Here is an 18,526-nt window from a genome sequence, read left to right as displayed (position 1 = left end):
GGAAGGCACAGCATGATTGAGGTCCGTCAAGGGGTGGGCGCGTCGGCGCCGGCTCAAACAGGTCCGCGCCCCGACCGGCCGGACGGGCCAGACGGCGAGTCGCGCGTACGTGAGCTGCTCGGTCGGATGACGATCGAGGAGAAGGTCGCGCAGCTCGTCGGGTTCTGGGAGAAGGAGGACGGCGAGGCAGTCGCCCCGCTGCAGGGCGAGTTCGGCGACATCGGCGGGTTGGAGGCCTTCTCCCGGCACGGTCTGGGTCACCTCACCCGACCGTACGGCACGCGTCCGGTCGACCCCGCCGCCCGCGCCTCCTGGCTACGGAAGTTCCAGTCGGAACTGGTCACCGGCACCCGGCTCGGCATTCCGGCGATCGTGCACGAGGAGTGCCTGACCGGACTGTCGGCCTGGAAGGCCGCCACATTCCCCACGCCGTTGGCCTGGGGAGCCGCCTTCGATTCCGACCTGGTCACCGAGATGGCCGCAGCGATCGGGACCGTGATGCGTGCCCTCGGCATCCATCAGGGACTCTCCCCGGTGCTGGACGTGATCCGGGACCCGCGCTGGGGCCGGGTCGACGAGTGCATCGCCGAGGACCCGTACCTGGTCGGCACCCTCGGCACGGCGTACGTGCGCGGCCTGCAGTCCCAGGGCGTGCATGCCACGCTGAAGCATTTCGTCGGCTACTCCGCCTCCCGGGCCGGGCGCAACTTCGCCCCGGTGCACGCCGGCCCCCGGGAGATCGCCGACGTGCTGCTCCCACCGTTCGAGATGGCGATCCTCGACGGTGACGTGCGCTCGATCATGCACTCGTACGCCGAGATCGACGGCGTGCCGGTGGCCGCCGATCCGACCCTGCTGACCGAGTTGCTGCGCGACCGCTGGGGCTTCGACGGCACGGTGGTGGCCGACTACTACGGCGTGGCCTTCCTGAACCTGCTGCATCACGTCGCGGAAGACAACACGGAGGCGGCCGTGCAGGCGCTCACTGCCGGTGTCGACATCGAACTGCCGACCGGCGACGCCTACCTGACCCTGATCGAGTCGGTGCGTACCGGCCGGATCGACGAGGCCCTGATCGACCGGTCGGTGCTGCGGGTGCTGCGCCAGAAGCTCGAACTCGGTCTACTCGACGCCACCTTCGACGACGAGCCGGCCGAGCAGATCGACCTGGATCCGCCCGAGCATCGGGCGATCGCCCGCCGGCTGGCCGAGAAGTCGATCATCCTGGTCGCCAACCAGGGGGTGCTGCCGCTGCCGGCGGGGCGTCGGGTAGCGGTCATCGGCCCGAACGCCGACCGGGAGGCGGCGCTGTTCGGGTGCTACTCCTTCCTCAACCACGTGCTCGCGCAGCGACCCGGTGTGGAGACCGGCATCGAGGTGCCCACCGTGCTCGACGCGCTGCGGGTCGAGTTCGGTGCCGAGCACATCAGCTCGGCGTCGGGCTGTGCCGTGGACAGCGAGGACCGGTCCGGTTTCGCCGAGGCCGTCGCCGTCGCGTCCGACGCGGACGTCGCCGTACTGGTCGTTGGTGACCACGCCGGCCTGTTCGGGCGCGGCACCGTCGGCGAGGGCTGCGACCGCGACGACCTGGAGTTGCCCGGCGTGCAGCGCCAACTGGTCGAGGCCGTGCTGGACACCGGTACGCCGGTCGTCCTGGTGCTGCTCACCGGGCGGCCGTATGCGCTGGGTTGGGCACTGGACCGCTGCGCGGCCGTGGTGCAGGCGTTCTTCCCGGGCGAGGAGGGCGCCGGAGCGATCGCCGGCGTGCTCTCCGGGCGGGTCAACCCGTCGGGCCGGCTGCCGATCACCCTGCCCAGCTCGGCGGGGGCGCAGCCGTACTCGTACCTGCACCCCACTCTGGGGGAGGGCAGCGGGGTGACGAGCCTGTCGGCGGCACCCGTGGCGCCGTTCGGCCACGGCCTGTCGTACACCACGTTCGCGTACGCCGACCTGACCGTGTCCGACACCGTGCCCACCACCGGCACGCTGCACGCCAGCGTCCGGGTCACCAACACCGGCGAGGTCGCCGGGGAGGACGTGGTCCAGCTCTACGGCCACGACCTGGTGGCCTCGGTGACCCGGCCGGTGGCGCAGCTGCTCGGGTACCGCCGGATCCACCTGGAGCCGGGGGAGTCGGTCACGGTCGAGCTGTCCGTGCCGACCACCCGACTGGCCTTCTCCGACCGCACGCTCACCCGGGTGGTGGAGCCCGGCGACGTCGACATCTGGGTCGGCACCAGCGCCCACCGCGCCGTCCAGGCCCGTACCGTCCTGGTCGGCGACCTGGCCCCGGTGACCACCTCCTCGCCCCGCTGGACCACCTCGCAACTGCGCTGACCATCATCCGGACCCTGGTGCGTTCGCTCCCAGGCCACGCACCAGGGTCCGGCTGGTCAGCGCCGCTTCTTCGGCCTGGCCCCCACCTTCGGCGGTGCTGACGCGACGGCGTCGGTGACCGCCGTCGAGGCGGCGACGCCGCCGACGGGCGGTGGCGGGTACTTACGGAGCACCCAGGTCTGCTGCCCGAGGGAGAACAGGTTCGTGGTCACCCAGTAGATGATCACGCCGATCGGGAAGATCAGACCGGAGACGAGCAGCGACAGCGGAATGCCGTAGAGCATCAACCGCTGCACCATCTTCTGCTGCGGATCATCGGCCCAGCCGGTACGCAGGATCATCTGCCGACTGCTCAGGTAGGTGGTCGCGATCATGACCACGATCAGGATGGCGGCCACCACCCGGACCGTGACCTGGTCCGCGCCGAGCAGCGCCAGCTCCTGCGTGCCGGAGCGGAAGTTGGCGGCGATGGGAGCGCCGAACAGGGTCGCCGTCGACGCACTGTCGAACTGGGTGACCGTCCAGCCGTACAGCGTTTTCATGTGCTCCGGCATCGACGGCTTGAGGTGCCGCAGCACGTGGAACAGACCGAGGAAGACGGGAATCTGCACCAGCATGGGCAGGCAGCCCATCAGCGGGTTGGCCTGCCCCGTCCGGTACAGCTCGACAAGCTCCTTCTGGAGCGTTTCCCGGTCGTCCTTGTGCTTCTCCTGGAGCGCCTTGATCTGCGGCTGCAACGCCTGCATCGCCCGCTGCGCCTTGATCTGCTTGACGAAGACCGGGAAGAGTACGGCCCGGACGGTGAGCACCAGGAAGACGATGCCGAGCACCCACGACCAGTTGGTGCCGAGCAGCGGTGCGTCGTCGAAGACCAACTGCCAGGCACCGTGCCAGAACAACAGGATCGCGGAGATGCCCGCGTAGATCACCGCCATCAGCGGGCTGAACAGCGTACTCACCGGTGGCCTCCGGTGTGCTGTGCGTGGCGGGTGGGCGAATTGGACATGGTGCACCTCTCGAAGAACGACCGAGGACTGACAACGGGCAGGAACCAGTCAGGTGCGGTCGCCGTCGAGCGGCAGAAGAGAAGGCTCAGGCGACCGCGAGGGTCGCCGTCGGGGCCCTGGGACGGGCGCGGCCGGCCGCGTCCGGATCACGGTGCCGGGGTACGCCGGTGCGGCCGGCGCGTTCGCGCATCAACCGGCGGGTGACCCGCAGCTCGGCCGGGGTGACCACCCGGCGGAGCAGGTTCGCCGCGGAGAGCACCACCGTCAGCAGTACGCCGGTTGCCGCGGCGGTGCCGGTGACCAGGCCGGTGGCACCCACGTCGGCGAGAATGCCGACGAGGTACCAGAGCATGCCGAGCCCGATCACAGGACAACCATAGCCGCCAGGCGCGACAAGCATGTGTCCCCGAGCGCCGGCCGGGTGCCCCGAGTGCCAGCCGGATGTCCTCGAGTGCCGGCCGGGTGTCCCCGGCGGGGGATTGGTGGACCACGCGCTAGCGGTGCGGATCGGGTTCGGCGCGCAGGGCGGCGGTGGCGCGGATCGCCTTGACGATCGCCGGGATCGCGCCGATCAGCAGCACCAGGGCCCAGATGATCGCGATCACGGCGAAGATGATCGCACCGAGGTCGTCGAGGATGCTCACCACGATCACCGGCACCAGGCGGTGCAGGAACTCCAGCACCACCGTGCAGAGCAGGCTGGTCCCGATCAGCAGCACCAGGCCCTTGTTCTGGATGAACTTCGGCTGGGCGAGCAGCAGCAGGCCGGCCCAGGCCAGCTTGAGCAGCAGCACCAGGCCGAGCAGGACGGCCGAGTCCCCGACCGGGAAGAAGCCCCACAGCGCCAGATAGGCGAGCGTGCCGAACGGCGGCGCCAGAAAGAGCGAAACCATGATCGACAGCTCGACGAAGGCGATCACCAGGGCCAGAATCGCCACGATGATCAGGACGATCGAGAAGATCAGGGTGGCGACCCCCTGAACCCGCCCGTGAATCCGCTCGGGGAGCACCAGTCCCAGACAGAACAGCCCGGTGGTCCACAACGCCGCCGCGTCGACGAGCGCCAGGTAGCCGGTGCCCCGCCCGGACGGCTCGCTGACCCCGCTCACGTCGGACACCTCGACACCCAGGTCGGCGGCGCTGCCGGCCAGCGCCGCCCCGGCGTCCGAGCCGCCCAACAGCAGCCCGGCACCGACCTCGACGCCGACCGCCAGCACCAGGGCCAGCATGGCCAGCAGCAGGAACGGCCTGCGTAACGCGCCCATCAGGTCTCCTCGCTCTCACTGCGCGCTGATCGTGACCAGGCAGCCGGTGGGGCAGCGCAGCGTCACCGTGGCCGGCCGATCCACGGCGATCCGGGCCACCGCCTCCGTGCCGTCCTGCTCCGGAGTGACCGTGTCGGTCACGGTAAAGTCGGTGTCGCCGGGTGCCGGTGCCTCGACGGTGAACCCTCCCGGACTGCGCAGGATCAGCGTCCGCAACCGGCCCGGGTCGGCGACCCGCAGCTCACAGTCGCCGACCACCGCCAGTAGTCCCGGCGCCTCGACACATTCCGCCTCGACCGTCGCCGGATCGACCGTGCCTTGCCGACCACTGCCCCGCCCGAGCCACTCCACGAGCGAATGCCGCCCCGCCGGGTCCCCCCGCTCCTCCCGCCCCCCACCCACCGCCACCACGAACAACACCACAAGCAACACACCCAGCCCCACCACCAGCACCTTCTGTCTCCCACCCATCCCCACCCCTCCTCTCACTCCCCAACCCCGTCCCCACCCCGCCCACCCCGTCCCTGCTCACCCTTGCCCTCGTTGATCAAGAGGTTTGCGTCTGGTTGACGCCGATTTTTGACGCAAACCTCTTGATCAACGCGTTCAGAGGGCCGGGGTCCGGGGGAGAGGGGTTAGAGGTTGGGTGGGGGGAGTTCGGTGAAGCGGAGGGCGTCGATGCCGGCGAAGTAGCTGTCGGTGCTCTGGGTCTTGCCGATCGCGACAAGGGTGATGTCGTGGGGGCCGGCGGTCAGGTGGACGCGGGCCACGTCGAGCCAGTCGGTGATCTGCACCTTCGGGGTGAAGCCGATGAACGGGTCACCGACCTGCCGACCGTCGATCAGGAAGACGGTGTTGGCGTAGTCGGGGGCGGTGGTCAGCACCGCGGAGAACTGCCAGGTCGCCTCGGCTGGCAGTTCCACGCGTACGGTCACCCGGTCGTTGATCGCCCGGCCGAGGAAGAACAACTGGGCGTCCTGCGACCAGGCCACCTGGCAGCAGTTTCCCTGCGCCACCACGCTCGCGGCCGAGTTCGACGGTGAGCCGACCTGGGCGGTGGGCACGAGGGTCTCCGCCTCGATGGTCACCACCTGCGGCGGCGACGGTGGTGGATCCTCGCCACGGGTCACCAGGAACACGACCGTGGCCGAGACGACGAGCACCAGCGCCGCCGCGGCGGCGATCCAGGGCCAGGGCGTACGCTTCGGCGGCGCCACCGCCCGCACCTCGTAGGTGACCCGGCCACTGGAACGGGAGCTCTCCTCCGGCGCGGTGTTCGCCGAGTAGGCGAACCCGGTCATGTCGTACCGTCGGGGCGGGGTTCCGGGTGGCACGGCCAGGCGGACCAGGAACGACACCGAGCCCTGCGGGGGCACCACCCGCTGCGGTTCGGTGACGGTGAACCAGGCACGCTGCGAGCCCTCGCCGGGCGCCACGTCGAACACGACCGTGTCCGGTGCAAGTCCCGGGTTGGAGACGGTGAAGGTCAGCTCCCCGGCGTTGCGGGCGTCCAGGGTGAACTGTTCGGCGGCGGCGACGACTGTCCATTCGGTGGTCATGACGGTTCCTCCGGAGCGGGATCGACAGGGCCGGCGACGACCGGGGTGGGATCGACGACGGCTGGGGTGGGATCGACGGCTGGAGCCGGGTCGACGATCACCTCGGCGGTGACCGCGGCCGGCTTCTCCGCCTCGACGATGCGACCGATCAGCGCCACCTGGTCGGCGACGGCCGCCGGCACCCGGACCACCAGGTGGAACGGCCGGTCGGGCGGTTCGTCGAGGACGAAACCGGTGACGCCGGTGGCCAGCTCCAGCACGGTACGCAGCCCGTCCGGGGTGCCCCGCCAGGCCGCCAGGTGGGCGCCGTGCGCCACCAGGTCCCGCAGCCGGCTCAACGACAGCGGCAGCGGCGCGTCCCGCCGGGGCGCGGCGACCAGGTGGTCCATCGCCACCCACCGAGCCAGGTACGCCACCATCTCCCCGGGTGCCCGGTACGGCGCGAACAGGGCGTCGACCTCGGCCAGTACCGCCTCGTCGGGGGCGTGCAGCCCTTCCATCACCTCCAGCAGCGCCCACAGCACGCTGCCCGGCACGCAGGCCCGCTGGTACGCCGCGGGCAGCAGCCGCTCAATGCCCGCTCGCCGCATCGTGGCGCACCACCTCAATGTCGTGCTCACCCGAGCAGAGCAGCCAGGTGTCCGGAACGGTCACCACGTCGGCGGTGGCCTGGTTCGCGCTGGCCGACCAGTCGACCGCGTCGGTGCTGCGGAACACGCCGCGTTCGCCCCCGGCCAGCACCAGCCGCTGTCCACCGGAGGCCGCGGCGACCGCGTCGACAGGCATGAACCGGGTACGGTCCCGCAGCGGTAGTCCACAGTTGACGGACACGGACGCCCACTGCGGTTGTCCGGCCAGGGTGTCCAGCCGCAGCACTCCGCCGCTCTGGGTGGCCGCCAGCGCGACGGTGGCGTTGAAGGTCAGGTCCCGGCAGGTCCCGCCGATCCAGCCCGCCTGCATGGCCTGCCACTTCACATCCGACTCGAACAGCCGGGCCCGGAAGCAGCCCTGCCCCGACTTCTTCGGGTCCGGCTCGCCGGCGCCGCTCCACAACAGGGTGGCCGGGCCGTCGTACTGCACGGCGAGCACCCGGTTGTCCACGTTGGCCAGACCCACGTGGGTGAAACTGCCCGGGCGTCCGGCGTTCGCCGACAGGTACACCCCGAAACCGGCCTGGGCCGCCACCGCCACCCCTCGGGCACCGCGTTCGGAGACGAAGGCGCGTACCGCGTAGAAGCCCCGGTCGGCGTCGGCCGGGTCGACCAGGATCTGCAACGGCACCGCGCCGGGCAGCAGGGACACCTCGTACAGGCCGGAGTCGGTGGCGACCAGCAGCGCACCGGCGCCGTCCCGGTCGATCCAGGCCAGGTCGCTGATCCGCGCCTCCAGGTCGGCCAGCAGCGACCAGGTTTCCCCCAGGTCGGTGCTCAGGTGCACCCGCGAACCACCACCGGCGCGTACGGTCGCCACCGCCACCGAGCCGGGACGGGACACGATGCCGGGTCGGACCGGGGCGGGAGCGGGCGCCACCCGCTGCACGGTCTCCCCGTCGAAACGACCGACCGGTTCCCAGCCCGCACCGGCGTTGGTGGAGCGGAACAGCACCTCGGTGCTGCCCGCGTACCAGGTGTTCGCCTGGTATTCGTCGGCGGCCAGCGTACGCACCTGGTTGTCCGGTGCCTCGTCCACCACGAACCGCACCGACTCGACGTAGCGCACCCCCGGCTCGGCATGCTCCAGCAGCCGGTACACGTTGGATGCCCGCAGCGGCTCGCCGAACGCCCAACCGGTCGGGTTGAGCGCGGTCGGCAGCGGGCTCAGCGTCTGGTGCAGCCGGTCGTGGATGCGTCGGCGCACCGCGTCGACGTCCTCCTCCCGGCGGACCACCACCCGGGCCCGGATCGACACCGCCTTGTACCGGGCCCAACTGGCCCGGCAGGTGGTGCCCAACGAGCGACGTCGCCCGAGATCCGCCTCGACCCGCAGTCGGGTCTCCTCCACCTCGTGCTCGCGCAACACCTCCACCGGCAGCCCGCCACCCGGCCGCGCCTGCATCGGCACGTACGGCACCAGCACCGTCTCCACCTCGCCCGGGCGGGCGAAGCTGTAGACGGCGGCGCGGGTGAACGCCCGGGCCCGGGCCACCCCGCCGGCGGCGGTGGCCAGCACCTCGAAGTCGCGGGCGGTCACCGCACGCTGCTGGGCGAAGAAGGCGTACGGGCCGCGCAGCAGCACCGACTCCATGGTCTCCATCTCCCGGCCACCGACCGCCGGCAGCGGGTTGACCACCTTCACCCCGGGCAGCGGGTCGCGCAGGCTGGTCAGCGTGCCCGCCGCCACGTTGCCGGTCGGCCCGCCACCGGCGCGGTACCACAGCCGTACCTGCCGTCCGGCCGGTGGCACTGCCCCGACCGGGCCGTCGCCGAAGCGCAGCGACTCCGCGTCGGTGGTCCGCAGGTCCAGCGCCGGGGCGAAGGTGACGCTGCCCGAGCACCTGTCGATCAGGTACGCCTTGTCCTGCGGGCCGAGGCCGGCGAAGCTGTCCACCGGCCGCCAGATCTCGAAGGTGCGGCCCTCGTGTTCCCGGGCCGCCGCGCCCAGCTCCACCGACCCGGCCGGCACCTCGACACCGAGCAGCAGATCCAACGCCTCGGCGGTACGCGCCAGCGGTGCCCGGGCCGCGTGCAGCACCTGCCCCGGCGCTCCGGTGCCGACCCCCAGCAGTTCCGCCTCGACCAGCTCGCAGTGGTGCATCCGGACGGTCACCTCGCGCTGCCCGGCGGCCAGCGACGCCGGTTCACAGGTGACGAAGACGACGGGCCGCGGGTCCGCGCCCCGGGCGGCGGCCACCCGGGTGCCGGCCGGGATCCGCAGCGGCGCGTCGTCCGACCCGGTCCGGGTGAACACCACGTCCGCCCAGGCGGCGCTCGGCGCGTGTCGGCTCACCCCGAGCAGGTTCAGGAAGGCGACGTACGCCTTCTCCGGCAACTGGTTCAGCCGGTAGATCATCACCTCGGTGAGGTGTGCGAACGCCTCCAGCAGGGCGATGCCGGGGTCGTGCGCGGACAGGTCGGTCCAGCCCGGACAGGACTGCTGGATCCGTTCGCGGGCCTCGGTGACCAGGTCGAGGAAGCTGCGGTCGTCCAGGTGCGGCACGGGCAGGGTCATCGCGCCTCCTCAGCGTCGGTGCCGGGCTCGGCGGTCGGCCCGGCGGCCGGTTCGTCGTCGGCGGGCAGCAGGTCGACGGAGAAGACCAGCTGGCCCGGCGTGAGGCTGGCCCGGATCCGGTAGTCCAGCCGGATCACCAGCCGCCACGCGTCGTCCGGGTCCGGACCGGCGTCGACGTCGAGCACGTCGATGCGCGGCTCCCAGCGGGCGATGGCCGCCCGTACGTAGTGGATGGCCAGGCCGGCGGTGGTGTCGTCGTTCGGCGCGAAGACCAGCCGATGCAGCCGGGAGCCGTAGCCGGGGCGCATCAGCCGCTCACCCGGGGTGGTGGACAGCAGCAGGAACAGCGCCTGGCGTACGGTCTCGTCGCCGTCGGTCATGGCCAGCCCGCCGGCGGCGGTCAGCCCGAGCCCGCCGCTGCGACCCGGGTCGAAGCCGGCACCGACGAACCTGATCGCCCTCATCGGTCGGCCGCCACGAACCGCTGCCGGGGATCGCGTACCCGGTAGGTGAACTGGCCGGGCGGGCTGCCGTTGGTGAATCCCTCGAGGTGCGACAGCACGACCGGTCGACCGTCGACGCGTACCCACCTGCTGTAGCCGACCCGCACCGCTTCGGTCGTCGTGCAGGGTTTCACAGTGGTGCCGTAGTTGGGGCAGGCGACGATCGTGCGGCCCTTCGGGTCGTCGGCCACCAGCGTCGGGACACCGGCGATCGTCACCCACTGCTGCGAGGCATGGTTGTGGACCCGGCCGTCGTGGTCGCACCTGATCACCGAGTCGCGGTGGATCCAGCGCATCAGCCGCCTCCTTCGTGGTGGGCGCGGGCGAGGGTGCGGGCCTGCTCGGCGGCGGTGTCCGGGTCCTCGACCGTCTCGGCGTGCAGGAAGTCGACGCTGCGGGCCCGCACCACCATGGCCCGGCCCGGGGCGGAGAGCACCAGGTCGGTGGCGGCGTGCAGGGTGGCCAGGTCGGGGGTCAACTCCAGCCAGCTGCCGGCGTCGGTGCTCAACCGCAGACTGCGGGCCACGTCGTCGATGACGACCTGCTGCCCGCCGGCGGTCCGCAGCGACCAGCGCCGGGCCCGACCGTCGTCGATCCCGGCGTCGTACGGCTCGACCGCGCCGAACAGCGACCCGAGGACGATGCCGGAGGCGGGTTCACCACCGGGCAGCGCCACCAGCACGCTGTCCTGTGGATCGGGCAGCGCCACCAGGCCCTTGCCCCGCCCCGCCCCCGGGCAGAGCACGGCGAGCCAGCCGGCGTCCGCGCCGCCGTAGGCGGGCAGCTCCACCCGTACCCGGCCCAGCCCGTCGGGGTCCGCCACGTCGGTGACCGTGCCCAGGGTGACCACCGCCGGTGGGGGTGGCCCGGCCGGCGGGGCCGGCGGTGGGACGGTGGAGAAGCGGGTCAGGTGTCCGTCGGCGTCGAGGGTGTGCACCACCTCGGTGAGCACGTAGGTGCCCGCCACCGCCTCGGCGACCCCGGTCAGGCGTACCCGGCGGCCGGGCCGCAGCGCCGGATCGCCTTCGGCCGTACCCTCGGCGGTGACCAGGGCGGCGGCCCGGACGTCCAGGCGGGCCTGGGCCAGCGCGGCGATCTCGTCGTCGCTGCGGCCCGGCTGGTCCAGCGCGGTGCGGGCACCGTCCGCGCCGACATCGGCCGGATCCGGTTCGACAGGCGTACGACGTCCGCAGCGGGGTGTGTCGGCGCTCTGCGCGATCGGTTCGGCGCGCTGCGGATGCCAGCCCAACGCCGTGCTCTCGCCCGCGGCGGTGTCGGCGTTCACCGACAGACGCAGATCGTGCACGTGGTGGCCGAGTTCGAGGGGAATCGGCTCGCCGTCACCCTGCAAGGTCACCAGCCGCAGCACGTCGTCCTGCACGGTCAGGTGCAACCCGGCCCGGCCGGCCACCGCCAGCAGCAGGTCGAGATCGCTGGCCCGGTGGTGCGCCAGCCGCTCCAACCGTGGCCCGTCGCACTGCGCGTCGACGCGCAGCCCCAGGTCGGCGCAGAGGTCATCGGCCAGGTCGGCGACGGTGACCGACTCGAAGACCCGTAGCCGTTGCCGTTTGCGCAGCCGGTGCAGCGGATCGTACGCGCGGACCCGGAGCGTGGCCGCGCCGTCGGCGGCGTACTCGACCTCGACGGCGGTGACCTCACCCCGGAACAGCGTCTCCGGTCGACCGTCGAGCCGCACCTGCAGGCTCGCGCCGAGCCGCACCGGGCCGGTCAGGGCCGCCGTGCCGGGACCGGCGGCCAGCACCGCCTCGCACTGGGTGGGACGGTTCAGCCGGGCGGCCACCCGGACCGTACGCAGCTGACCGGTAAACGCCTCGGGCAGCGCGACGCCGTCGAGCAGCACGATCAGCGCCCGAGGCGCGACGCCGGTCACCGCTCGCCCCCGGCAGAGATGGTCTCGGGCAGCGGTGGCACCGCCAGGGCGGTGCCGGCGGGCACCGCGAGCGGGTCGGTGATCCGGTTGTGTTCGGCAAGCAGCCGCCAGCGCAGCGGCGAACCAAGCGCGTCGTGGGCGAGCAGGTCGAAGCGTACGCCGGAGGAGTCGACGGCACCGCTGCCGTCGCCGGCGGCGACCACGGCCGTGCCCGGCGCGACGGCCGGGGTCTGCGCGGCGGCGAGTTCCTCGGCGAAGCCCTCCCGGGCCCGGTCGGCGTCCTCGGTGACCCGGACCAGCTTGAGTCGCAACCAGGACCGGCGTGGTGACCCGGTGGCGGTGAACGCGTCGAACCGTTCCGCGACGGCGACGATCACCCCCGGCACGTTCCAGGTCTTGCCCCACACCAGCCGGACCAACGGCGGCCGCACCCAGCCGTGCTCCACCGCCGAGTTCTCCGCGAGCAGCCACAACGGCCGGGTCAGTTCCCGGACGTCGGCGGGACGCACCTGACCCTCGGCAAAATCGGTGTCGAACAGCAAATCAAGAACGAGTTCGGTACGCCCACCACCGGTGAAGACCAACGGATCGTCGGCCCGCCCGGCCCCGGTGAGCTGGGTGCCCGTGCTGCCCCGATGACGTACCCCGGCGAGCCGGGTCACCTCGACACTCTCCGGGTTGAGCAGGCAGTCGATCCGCTCACCCGTGGCGTCGATGAGGAAGGCCACCCGTTCCATCAGTCGCCCGCCTGTTCCCGGTCGAGCCGACGCAGGTGCCTGCCGTCGTCACCGGAGACCTCTGCCACCGACCACAGGGGAGCATCGTCAGGCAGCCTCGGCCACGGCCCGTCGACCCGCCGCCGGTCCGACCACCCCGACGGGTCGAGGTCCGGCCACCGCCCCCCACCACCACCGGCCCACTCGCCACCGGTGAACTGCTTGCCGTCGGTTGTCTGGTCGACACCGGCCGGTATTCCGCCGGCGGGCCACAGCCCGTCCCCGGCCACGGCGCGCCCACCGGGCCGGTACCGGACCGTAGGACTGCCGGTGCGCTCGTATCCCGTGGTCGGCCGGCCGGTCAGCTCGCGCCCGCCGATGACTCGGCTGCCGGGCGCGGGTCCGTCGGTGAGTCGTCCCGGGTATCCGTGCCCATCGGTAGGTCGCCGTGGGTGTCCGGACATGGGTGTGCGGTCGGCCTCGTCGTCCGCCGTGGGGCGGCTGGATCCGTACCCGGTCGGGGGTCCACTGGCTTCCGGATGCGTGTCGTCGGCGGTGCGACCGGCATCGACCGCCCGAAGCCAGCGACCGCCCCGAGCCGGGTCGCCGCCGCCCCAGCCACCAGATCCGTTGCGCCCCGGCCCAGGAACAGCGCCCGGCTGCCCGGCGTCACGCAGCCGAGCCCGGTTCGACGACAGCCCTCCCGCCGCCCTTACTCGCCGACCAGGGGCGGGCAGCCGGGGTGTCGGGTGTGACCAGCCGGCATCCGGCCCGCCGAGCCGCCGAGGTGTGGCCGTGTCCTCATCGTCCTCGTCGGCAGGGCGCGGCCCGTCGGCCGCTGCGGTGCCGGCTGCGCTGTACGCCGGAACCGCATCACCATCTCGTGGCGTCGACCTTTCGATGCCGTCCGGCCCAACCCGACCGAACTCGCCCGGCCTCACAGCCCTCGCCGACCCACCCGGCCGCACGACAGCCTGCGGCGATTCGCCCGGCCGCACGACATCCCGCAGCGACTCGCCAAGCCTCACGACGGCCCGTGGCGACTCGCCCGGCCCGACGGCAGTCTGCGGCGACCCGTGTGGCTCCGCAGCCCGAACTACCTCGCCGACCCCCCTTTGCTCTGCTTCACTCCACGCACCGCCCGGCGTCCGATATCCGGACAGTGGCCGTTGCGTCGGTTGAAGCAGAGCAAAGGGGTCGGTGGACGTATAGCCGGGTGCGGTGTATGGACCGCCCTCCGCAGTGGTCGGGGCGTGGAGTGAGACGGCAGCGTCGCCGTGGTCCGGCCCGTCGTAGGCAGGCGCTGCGGTGGCCGGCGACGGTTCGTCGGGCGGGAGGTCGCGCAGCAGGCCGGGGGCGTGCGCCTCGACCACTCGCAGCCAGTGCTCCGGTGGCCGACCGGGACGTCGGGGGGAAGCGGTGGCGTCGGGTGCCGGGCCGGTGACCGGGGAGGCGACCGCGGGGCCGGCGACGCGGTCCACGGCCTGGGCCGCGGACCGGAGCAGATCGGCCAGCCGGCTAAGCGGTCGTCGGCGCGGCACCGCCGGCCTCCAGTTCCAGGCTCTCGTAGCGCAGGGTCAGCGCCGCGATGGCAATCTCCTGACCGAGGGTGTTCAGGTGCGCGCCGCGCCAGTTCGTCGGCCAAGCGTTGATCAGGTTCCAGCGCAGCACCTCCGCGGTGCCGGCGGCGTCGAGCAGCACCACCGAGACGTTGCGGCGGTTCACCGTGCCGCGGGCGACCGCGTGCACCCAGTCCCACAGTTCCCGCGACGAGGTGAGGCCGAAATGCAGGGTGACCGGGCCGTACTCGACCTGGCCGGGGATCATCCGGATCCGGTCGTTGCCCTGCTCCCGGTACGCCACCGCCGGGATGTTCACCTCCAGGCCGCTGACCTCGGTGAAATGACCGTTGGTGACGCCGTTGACAAGCAACTTGAAGTTGTACGCACGGTACGGGTCGACCGGGGCGCCCGGCTGTGGTGTGGCCGTGGTCGGCATGTCAGCCTCCAATCGTCTCGGTCTCGGTGCCGCCGGCCCACTGGCTCAGCTTGAACACCACGAATTCGGCCGGCTTCACCACGGCGATGCCGATGTGGGCGACCACCATGCCGGCGTCGCGGACGTCGGCCGGGTTGGTCTCCTCGTCGCACTTGACGAAGAACGCCTCCTCGGGCGTACGGCCCAGCAGCGCGCCGTCGCGCCACACCCGGGTCAGGAACGCGCCGATGTCGCGGCGGATCGAGCGCCACAGCGAGAAGTCGTTCGGCTCGAACACCATCCAGCGGGTGCCGTTGGCGATGGCCTGTTCGATGGAGATGGAGAGCCGGCGTACGTTCAGGTAACGCCACTCGCTGGCCTCTGCCGCGAGGGTACGCGCGCCCCAGACCCGGATGCCCTCGCCGGGGAAGTAGCGGATGACGTTCACACCCTTGGGGTTGAGCACGTCGTGTTCGGCCCGGGTGACCAGGTGGCCCAGGTCGACCGCGCCGCGTACCGGCTCGTTAGCCGGCGCCTTGTGCACCCCGCGCAGGGCGTCGGTGCGGGCCCAGATGCCGGCCACGTGCCCGCTCGGCGGGGTGAGCACCAGGTCACCGGAGAGCGGATCGCGCACCCGCAGCCAGGGGTAGTAGAGGGCGCCGTAGTCCGACTGCCGGGGCCGGTTCGACACCGGGCCACCACCACCCGATCCGCCCCCCGAGCCACCACCGGAGCCGGGGGAGTCCGGGTCGGCGGTGTCGGCGGGCTTGGCCGGGCGGGTCGAGCCGGGCGTGGCGACCCGGGTCAGGGTGGAGATGTCGTCGATGTCCGGTGGCGGGTCGCAGATGGCGACCATGGAACGGGTGCGTTCGGCCAGGCTCAACAGCGCCTCGTGGGAGACCGGATCGTGGAAGCCCGGCGTGGCCACGATGGAGATCTCGTCGACCGCCTCCAGCAGGTCGAGGCCGGCGCGTTTGCGGCCGGTGCCGGTGACCGCGCCGCCCTCCCCGACGTTGACCACCCAGCAGCGGGTGCCACCGTTGTCCAGGAAACCGAAGACGGCCCGGGCCAACGGGGTGCTCTCGAAGTCGTCGCCGTCGGCGTAGAGGCGCAGGAAGTCGGTCCAGTTGTTCACGGCGAGGGCCTCGCCGAGGTGCGCGGTGCGGTCGGGCGCGACACCGACGAACGCGGCGGTGCTGGTACCGGCCGGTCCGATCGGTCTGGCAGCACCGGGCACCTCCTCGACGTAGATGCCGGGCGAGAAGTAGGTGGGCATCGGTCCTCCCGGAATCGGGTCGGTGGGTCAGCGGGTCGGTGGGGCGCAGACGATGACGATGTCGGGCTCGGTCGGATCGACCTCGGCGGTGAGCACCTGACCCCGGCCGGTGAGCCGCAGCCGCACCGGGCCGGGCTGCTCGGGATCGTGGGGTACGCCGACGATGCGGAACCGGCCGGCCGGATCGGTGCGGGTCGCGTACGCCTGACCGACGACCTCGACCCGCATGGCCGCGAGCGGCTGCTCGGCCGGGCCGACGACCCGACCGTCGAAGGTCAGCATGTCCAGTTGTCGCAGCCGCAGCGGGTGCAGGACCGGCGCGGCCGGCTGCCGCGCGGGGGTGATCTGGACCGGCACGTCGATCAGCAGCGCCGGTCGGGGCGGCGCGCCGAACGCCGTCCACAGTGCCGGGTCGCCGGCTTCCAGGGTGAGCGTGTGGGTTCCCGTGGTGGTGGCCGCGACGAGCACCCGGTCCAGCGCGGCGAGGGCGTCCGGTCCGCCCACGGCGAGCAGGTAGCGGACGGTGAACCGGTAGGGCTCGGCTGCGCCGCTGCCCCGGGTCTGCCGGACCGGCCGCAGTTCCAGCGGCCAGAGGGTCAACCCGCCCGGATCGGTGTCCGGCCCGGGCGGGCCGACCGGAACGGCGGCACCCGCCGCCCCGGCCAGCCACGCCGCCAGGTCGGCGGTGGCGCCCTCGATCGGCCCGGGGTCGCTCATCGCGGTGGTGTCCCCTGGATGCGGTACGCGATGGCCTCGTTCCACACGTGCGGGTAGACGCCGATCTCGAAGTACCGGGTGAACCGGTTGATCGGCGCGCCCGCGTGGTCGTGGTAGAGCAGCCACACCGGCGCGATGGTGAACAGCACGTAGTTGGCCACGACCAGCGGGATGTAGAGCGGCCCGAGCAGGCGGGCCTGGAAGACGTGCACGTCCTCGTGCCGTTGGATGCCCGGACCGGAGCCGGCGCAGACGGTGCCGAGCGTGGTGGCGTACCGGGGGGAAACCCCCTCCAGCACGTTGACCCGGCAGCTGTGCTGGGAGGTGGCGCGGTCCAGGGAATGACCGAACAGCAGGTGTACGGCGAGGTAGAGCGCGCCGACCAGGGTGTTCAGCAGGCTCCAGGTGTGGTCGACCACGAACAGGAACACCCCTCGCGCGTCGGGTCCGTAGACCTGGGCCGAGGTGATCGCCCAGCCGAAGACGCCACCGACCAGCAGGCCGAGGACCGCGCCGACGAGCAGCCCGACCGGGCCGCCGACGAGTAGACCGAGCACCGCGCCGGCGGCGACGTGGACGGCAGCGCTGATGATGCCGAAGACCATGACACTGCTCCGTTCAGGCCCAGGAGCGGACGAAGCGGGGCTCGTTGCCCTGCGCCAGTTGGATCGGCGTCGCCTGCCGGTTGCCGGGCGGCAACTGGTTGATGCCGAGCGCGGCGGAGAAGATGACCAGCCCGTTGAAGAACGCGATGATCCACTTCTCCGGGCCCACGTCGGTGGCGAGGGCCGCGGTGAGGTACGACAGCGCGAGCGCGATGCCCAGCGCGATCCACTTGCGCGCCTTGTCGGCGCTGGGGCCGATCAGGCCCCCGATGACGTTCGTGGTGAGCAGGGTCGCGGCGCTCGCGCCGGTGAGGCTGCCCAGCGCGGCCCAGGTGAAGAGATCGTTCATGGCCGATCTCCCTTCGATGCGCGGTGGTGCGGGGTGGGGAGGAGGAGGTGTCGTCCGCCTTGTCCGGGCGGGCGGCGGCCGGTCAGGTCAGCCGGCACCCGGCGAGCCGGGAATCGTGGTGCGCGGCGCGGCCGGAAGGGCGGTGCCGTCAGTGGGTTCGACGGTTGTGGTGGCGTCAGCGGCCCCACTGCCGTCGGTGGCCGTGGTCACCTCGCCGGCCGCACTACCCTCGGTGGCCGTGGTCACCTCGCCGGCCGCGCTGGCTGCGGTGGCCTCGGTGTCCGTGGTCGAGTCGCCGGCTGCGCGGGGGCGGCGCAGCAGCAGGACGACAAGCAGGGCGACGAGCAGCAGTACCACCGCACCAGCGGCGATGAGCAGCCACGGCGGCCCGCCGGCGGCGTCGGTGTCCGCGGCGGCCGCGGACGGTCGGGGTGGCGCCTCGGCCACGGCACGTAGCTCGGCCGGCTTGGGTTCGTTGGGGTTGACCCGCCAGGTCACCGTCCGGTCGTTGACCTGGCCGCCGGCGTTGACGTCGAGAACGCGGCCGGGGAAGGTCACGGCGATCTCGAAGGACATCAACAACATGAATCTGGCTTGATTTTCCGGGTCCTGTTCGGCCACTTTTCCGCCGTACTTCTTCGGATCGAGTGGCAGGGTGAAGACGTAGCGGTCATTCGCCCGGACGATGCGCAGACTCTCGCTGTCGAATTGATCGAGAGGCACATTCTGGTAGTTGATCTGAAAACCGAAGTGGGTGTCGGTCGCGTACGGGGTCTCGGGGCCGGGCGGCAGCGCGGGAATGTTCTGCCGAAGGTCGGCGAAGCCCTGCTCGACGGTCTTGTTGTTCAAGGTCAGGACCTTGCGCTCGGCGGTCAGCAGGAGTTGCCCGCTGACGGTGTCGTCCGCCTTGACGGTGAGCCCGATGTTGAGTTGCATGCAGCCGGAAAGGGCCGCCAGCAGGACGAGGCACACCACACCGTGGAGTGTCTTGATGCGCCCGAACCCACTTCTCATGGGCACAGTGTGTGCGCTTTCCGTCCGACCCATCAGTCAGCGATCAGTCATAAGCAAGTCGCCGATCTTACCGATGGTCAGTCACATTCAGCCGAGGCTGGAAATGGTGCGGATGGATATTCTGAAGGGTTGGCTGCCTGCG

19 protein-coding genes are annotated in these 18,526 nt (G+C 71.9%); 1 reads left to right on the top strand and 18 read right to left on the bottom strand.

Annotated elements, in window-relative coordinates; genetic code table 11:
* The first annotated feature begins 12 nt into the window (after positions 1-12).
* Positions 13-2,337: a beta-xylosidase/alpha-l-arabinosidase gene (locus tag Vgi01_RS17450; protein WP_102655866.1), complete on the top strand. Its 2,325-nt coding sequence runs from the start codon at positions 13-15 to the stop codon at positions 2,335-2,337.
* Positions 2,338-2,393: 56 nt separating this feature from the next.
* Here the strand turns inward: Vgi01_RS17450 and yidC are convergent, their stop codons facing one another.
* From yidC to Vgi01_RS17360, 18 genes are all read right to left on the bottom strand, one after another.
* A complete protein-coding gene (yidC, locus tag Vgi01_RS17445; RefSeq protein ID WP_204291735.1) occupies positions 2,394-3,272 on the bottom strand; it encodes a membrane protein insertase YidC in 879 nt (292 codons plus the stop codon).
* A 157-nt stretch (positions 3,273-3,429) separates the two neighbouring features.
* Positions 3,430-3,711: a DUF6412 domain-containing protein gene (locus Vgi01_RS17440; protein ID WP_204291707.1), complete on the bottom strand. Its 282-nt coding sequence runs from the start codon at positions 3,709-3,711 to the stop codon at positions 3,430-3,432.
* A gap of 127 nt (positions 3,712-3,838) precedes the next feature.
* Positions 3,839-4,609, bottom strand: a complete 771-nt coding sequence (locus tag Vgi01_RS17435) for a hypothetical protein (protein ID WP_204291706.1) — start codon at positions 4,607-4,609, stop codon at positions 3,839-3,841.
* Between the two features lie 15 nt (positions 4,610-4,624).
* The gene (locus Vgi01_RS17430; protein WP_204291705.1) at positions 4,625-5,080 is read right to left on the bottom strand and encodes a hypothetical protein; all 456 of its coding nucleotides are present in this window, start codon (positions 5,078-5,080) and stop codon (positions 4,625-4,627) included.
* Between the two features lie 164 nt (positions 5,081-5,244).
* Positions 5,245-6,168 (bottom strand): hypothetical protein, encoded by a 924-nt coding sequence (locus tag Vgi01_RS17425; protein WP_204291704.1) that lies wholly within the window; start codon positions 6,166-6,168, stop codon positions 5,245-5,247.
* On the bottom strand, positions 6,165-6,758 hold the full coding sequence (locus Vgi01_RS17420; protein WP_204291703.1) for a phage tail protein: 594 nt from the start codon (positions 6,756-6,758) through the stop codon (positions 6,165-6,167). The genes Vgi01_RS17425 and Vgi01_RS17420 overlap by 4 nt, the downstream gene beginning before the upstream one ends.
* Complete coding sequence (locus Vgi01_RS17415) at positions 6,739-9,336, bottom strand: putative baseplate assembly protein (protein WP_204291702.1); 2,598 nt, start codon at positions 9,334-9,336, stop codon at positions 6,739-6,741. The genes Vgi01_RS17420 and Vgi01_RS17415 overlap by 20 nt, the downstream gene beginning before the upstream one ends.
* Entirely contained in the window at positions 9,333-9,800 is a 468-nt protein-coding gene (locus Vgi01_RS17410) for a GPW/gp25 family protein (RefSeq protein WP_102656281.1), read from the bottom strand. The genes Vgi01_RS17415 and Vgi01_RS17410 overlap by 4 nt, the downstream gene beginning before the upstream one ends.
* Positions 9,797-10,135, bottom strand: a complete 339-nt coding sequence (locus Vgi01_RS17405) for a hypothetical protein (protein ID WP_204291701.1) — start codon at positions 10,133-10,135, stop codon at positions 9,797-9,799. The genes Vgi01_RS17410 and Vgi01_RS17405 overlap by 4 nt, the downstream gene beginning before the upstream one ends.
* A complete protein-coding gene (locus tag Vgi01_RS17400; RefSeq protein ID WP_204291700.1) occupies positions 10,135-11,730 on the bottom strand; it encodes a phage baseplate assembly protein V in 1,596 nt (531 codons plus the stop codon). The genes Vgi01_RS17405 and Vgi01_RS17400 overlap by 1 nt, the downstream gene beginning before the upstream one ends.
* Entirely contained in the window at positions 11,727-12,467 is a 741-nt protein-coding gene (locus tag Vgi01_RS17395; protein WP_102656284.1) for a CIS tube protein, read from the bottom strand. The genes Vgi01_RS17400 and Vgi01_RS17395 overlap by 4 nt, the downstream gene beginning before the upstream one ends.
* Positions 12,467-12,910, bottom strand: a complete 444-nt coding sequence (locus Vgi01_RS17390; RefSeq protein WP_204291699.1) for a hypothetical protein — start codon at positions 12,908-12,910, stop codon at positions 12,467-12,469. The genes Vgi01_RS17395 and Vgi01_RS17390 overlap by 1 nt, the downstream gene beginning before the upstream one ends.
* Before the next feature lie 1,054 nt (positions 12,911-13,964).
* Positions 13,965-14,444, bottom strand: coding sequence for a phage tail protein (locus tag Vgi01_RS17385; RefSeq protein ID WP_204291698.1), 480 nt, complete (start codon positions 14,442-14,444; stop codon positions 13,965-13,967).
* A 1-nt stretch (position 14,445) separates the two neighbouring features.
* On the bottom strand, positions 14,446-15,699 hold the full coding sequence (locus tag Vgi01_RS17380) for a phage tail sheath subtilisin-like domain-containing protein (RefSeq protein ID WP_204291697.1): 1,254 nt from the start codon (positions 15,697-15,699) through the stop codon (positions 14,446-14,448).
* 27 nt (positions 15,700-15,726) lie between these two features.
* Positions 15,727-16,416, bottom strand: a complete 690-nt coding sequence (locus Vgi01_RS17375) for a carboxypeptidase-like regulatory domain-containing protein (protein ID WP_204291696.1) — start codon at positions 16,414-16,416, stop codon at positions 15,727-15,729.
* A complete protein-coding gene (locus tag Vgi01_RS17370) occupies positions 16,413-17,021 on the bottom strand; it encodes a glycine zipper family protein (protein WP_102656288.1) in 609 nt (202 codons plus the stop codon). The genes Vgi01_RS17375 and Vgi01_RS17370 overlap by 4 nt, the downstream gene beginning before the upstream one ends.
* Positions 17,022-17,034: 13 nt before the next feature.
* Positions 17,035-17,370 carry a hypothetical protein gene (locus Vgi01_RS17365; protein ID WP_102656289.1) on the bottom strand — a complete coding sequence of 112 codons (336 nt, stop codon included), beginning with the start codon at positions 17,368-17,370 and terminating at the stop codon, positions 17,035-17,037.
* 87 nt (positions 17,371-17,457) lie between these two features.
* Positions 17,458-18,384, bottom strand: coding sequence for an LppM family (lipo)protein (locus tag Vgi01_RS17360; RefSeq protein WP_233196583.1), 927 nt, complete (start codon positions 18,382-18,384; stop codon positions 17,458-17,460).
* Positions 18,385-18,526 lie beyond the last annotated feature (142 nt).

Source organism: Micromonospora gifhornensis, assembly GCF_016863515.1.
Taxonomy (GTDB): domain Bacteria; phylum Actinomycetota; class Actinomycetes; order Mycobacteriales; family Micromonosporaceae; genus Micromonospora; species Micromonospora gifhornensis.
The sequence above is the reverse complement of the archived record's forward strand: the minus strand, read 5'-3'. Positions and strand labels throughout refer to the sequence as shown.

Excerpts from the sequence above, each read along its gene's own strand:
- Vgi01_RS17450 (WP_102655866.1), top strand. The coding sequence starts at position 13 with ATGATTGAGGTCCGTCAAGGGGTGGGCGCGTCGGCGCCGGCTCAAACA.
- yidC (WP_204291735.1), bottom strand. The coding sequence starts at position 3,272 with ATGGCGGTGATCTACGCGGGCATCTCCGCGATCCTGTTGTTCTGGCAC.
- Vgi01_RS17435 (WP_204291706.1), bottom strand. The coding sequence starts at position 4,609 with ATGGGCGCGTTACGCAGGCCGTTCCTGCTGCTGGCCATGCTGGCCCTG.
- Vgi01_RS17430 (WP_204291705.1), bottom strand. The coding sequence starts at position 5,080 with ATGGGTGGGAGACAGAAGGTGCTGGTGGTGGGGCTGGGTGTGTTGCTT.
- Vgi01_RS17425 (WP_204291704.1), bottom strand. The coding sequence starts at position 6,168 with ATGACCACCGAATGGACAGTCGTCGCCGCCGCCGAACAGTTCACCCTG.
- Vgi01_RS17420 (WP_204291703.1), bottom strand. The coding sequence starts at position 6,758 with ATGCGGCGAGCGGGCATTGAGCGGCTGCTGCCCGCGGCGTACCAGCGG.
- Vgi01_RS17415 (WP_204291702.1), bottom strand. The coding sequence starts at position 9,336 with ATGACCCTGCCCGTGCCGCACCTGGACGACCGCAGCTTCCTCGACCTG.
- Vgi01_RS17410 (WP_102656281.1), bottom strand. The coding sequence starts at position 9,800 with ATGAGGGCGATCAGGTTCGTCGGTGCCGGCTTCGACCCGGGTCGCAGC.
- Vgi01_RS17405 (WP_204291701.1), bottom strand. The coding sequence starts at position 10,135 with ATGCGCTGGATCCACCGCGACTCGGTGATCAGGTGCGACCACGACGGC.
- Vgi01_RS17395 (WP_102656284.1), bottom strand. The coding sequence starts at position 12,467 with ATGGAACGGGTGGCCTTCCTCATCGACGCCACGGGTGAGCGGATCGAC.
- Vgi01_RS17390 (WP_204291699.1), bottom strand. The coding sequence starts at position 12,910 with ATGTCCGGACACCCACGGCGACCTACCGATGGGCACGGATACCCGGGA.
- Vgi01_RS17385 (WP_204291698.1), bottom strand. The coding sequence starts at position 14,444 with ATGCCGACCACGGCCACACCACAGCCGGGCGCCCCGGTCGACCCGTAC.
- Vgi01_RS17380 (WP_204291697.1), bottom strand. The coding sequence starts at position 15,699 with ATGCCCACCTACTTCTCGCCCGGCATCTACGTCGAGGAGGTGCCCGGT.
- Vgi01_RS17375 (WP_204291696.1), bottom strand. The coding sequence starts at position 16,416 with ATGAGCGACCCCGGGCCGATCGAGGGCGCCACCGCCGACCTGGCGGCG.
- Vgi01_RS17370 (WP_102656288.1), bottom strand. The coding sequence starts at position 17,021 with ATGGTCTTCGGCATCATCAGCGCTGCCGTCCACGTCGCCGCCGGCGCG.
- Vgi01_RS17365 (WP_102656289.1), bottom strand. The coding sequence starts at position 17,370 with ATGAACGATCTCTTCACCTGGGCCGCGCTGGGCAGCCTCACCGGCGCG.
- Vgi01_RS17360 (WP_233196583.1), bottom strand. The coding sequence starts at position 18,384 with ATGAGAAGTGGGTTCGGGCGCATCAAGACACTCCACGGTGTGGTGTGC.